At 64.7% G+C, this 1,648-nt stretch carries 2 protein-coding genes and 1 pseudogene; 2 read left to right on the top strand and 1 reads right to left on the bottom strand.

Annotated elements, in window-relative coordinates; genetic code table 11:
* A pseudogene (locus tag HX823_RS30965) lies at positions 1-224 on the top strand (sulfonate ABC transporter ATP-binding protein); the annotation flags it as partial.
* 8 nt (positions 225-232) lie between these two features.
* Here the strand turns inward: HX823_RS30965 and HX823_RS30960 are convergent.
* Positions 233-667, bottom strand: a complete 435-nt coding sequence (locus HX823_RS30960) for a GFA family protein (protein WP_177078432.1) — start codon at positions 665-667, stop codon at positions 233-235.
* Between the two features lie 120 nt (positions 668-787).
* On the opposite strand from HX823_RS30960, the gene HX823_RS30955 reads away from it, so the two are divergent.
* A partial coding sequence (locus HX823_RS30955; RefSeq protein WP_177078430.1) for a LysR family transcriptional regulator occupies positions 788-1,648 on the top strand: 861 nt, incomplete at its 3' end.

Genomic DNA, 1,648 nt, shown 5'->3' with positions numbered 1-1,648 from the left:
CCCATGATGTGGACGAGGCGATTCTGTTGGCCGATCGGGTGATCGTGCTGGCGGATGGCAAGGTGGCCGAGCAACTGACGATTGATCTTCCCCGCGCACGGGACACCGGTCAGGATGGGTTCCAGGACATTCGCGCGCGCTTGCTGAGCCTGCTTGGGGTAGAGGTGGATACATCAACAGCAAGGCCCGCAGTGGCCAATCTACGCCGAGTCGCGCAGCGCTAAGGGCGCGATCATGCCGTCAGCGCCTGGGCGAAAGCTTCCGGTGTCGGGCTCTGGGGCCAGCATGGCACGCCGTCCGGCAACACCAGCCATGGCTGTTTGCGGCTGACCCAGATATGCGCGACCGGTGCCAGGGCGGGGCTGTCGTGCAACGTGCCGACCCGCAAAACCCGCAGGCCCGGCGCGGCGCTGGTGGTGTTGCTGATACGCGTGTGACACCGCGCGCACAGCTGGTGGGTCGAGTGTTGGTCGTGCATGTCGTAGGCGTATTCGGCCAGAGGCCCCTCAACGATCAAGGCGTCTGCGGGCAGCAGTGCGTGCAGGGCGAATGCGCTGCCGCTCCAGGTCTGGCAATGGCGGCAGTGGCAGGCATAGATCGCGGGCAGCGCCGGCAGTTCCACTTGGTAAGTGACAGCGGCGCAGCGGCATTGGCCAGTGAATATCATCGACTTCCAGTCCTTTCCTGTGAGCGTGGGCGCAAGGCCCATCGGGTATGCTCGCCAGCTTGCCCCAATGGCAACCCAAAGAACATTCGCCAAAATGGCCCACCGGCTCACAGGAAATGTATGAACGCCCCTCAACTTCAATGGGAAACCCAGCGCGCCTTCCTCGCTGTATTACGCACCGGCAGCCTGTCGGGTGCGGCACGCTTGCTCGGCATTGCCCAGGCCACCGCGCGGCGGCGCATCGAGGCGCTGGAACAGAGTGTGGGCGTCAGCCTGTTTATTCGCTCGCCCCAAGGCTTGCTCCCCACGGACATGGCCCGCGAACTGATCGGCCATGTGGAAGCCATGGCCGTTGCCGCCAATGCCTTCAACCGCGCGGCCTCGGCGGACAGCGCGGTGGCCGCTGGTACGGTGCGGCTCACCAGCGGGCAGTTACTCGGCGTTGAGGTACTACCGCCACTGTTGCGCACCTTGCGCCGCAGCCATCCGCAATTGGCCATGGAGTTGAGCGTGTCCAACCGCCTGCAGGCATTGGCCCTGCAAGAGGCCGACGTCGCGGTGCGCATACGGCGGCCCAACGAGTCCAGCGTGGTCACCCGCAAAGTCGGTGACTTGCACGTCGGACTCTATGCCACGCCCGAATTGCTGGCAGAGCAGGGAGTGCCGGACTCGATCGTGCAATTGAAGGATTTCCCGTTGATCGGGCCAGACCGCAACCTGGCAGAAATCGAATTGCTCCAGCAGCAGGGTTTCGACTGCGCCAGTGAGTGCACGCAGATTCGTACCGATGACCACCTGGCGCAACTGGCCGCCGTGCGTGCTGGCCTGGGCATTGGCGTATGTTCCAGTCAACTGGCCCGGCGGTATGGCCTGGTGAGGTTGCTGCCGCAGCAGGTGGGTTTCGACGTGGATGTGTGGGTGGCCATGCACCAGGACATGCGCCGGGTGCCGCGGGTGGCGGTGGTGTTCGAGGCGGTGGGG

This window comes from Pseudomonas sp. P7759 (assembly GCF_013386445.1).
GTDB lineage: Bacteria > Pseudomonadota > Gammaproteobacteria > Pseudomonadales > Pseudomonadaceae > Aquipseudomonas > Aquipseudomonas azotoformans_A.
Note: the sequence above shows the minus strand (reverse complement) of the source record. Positions and strands in the feature narration are given on the sequence as shown.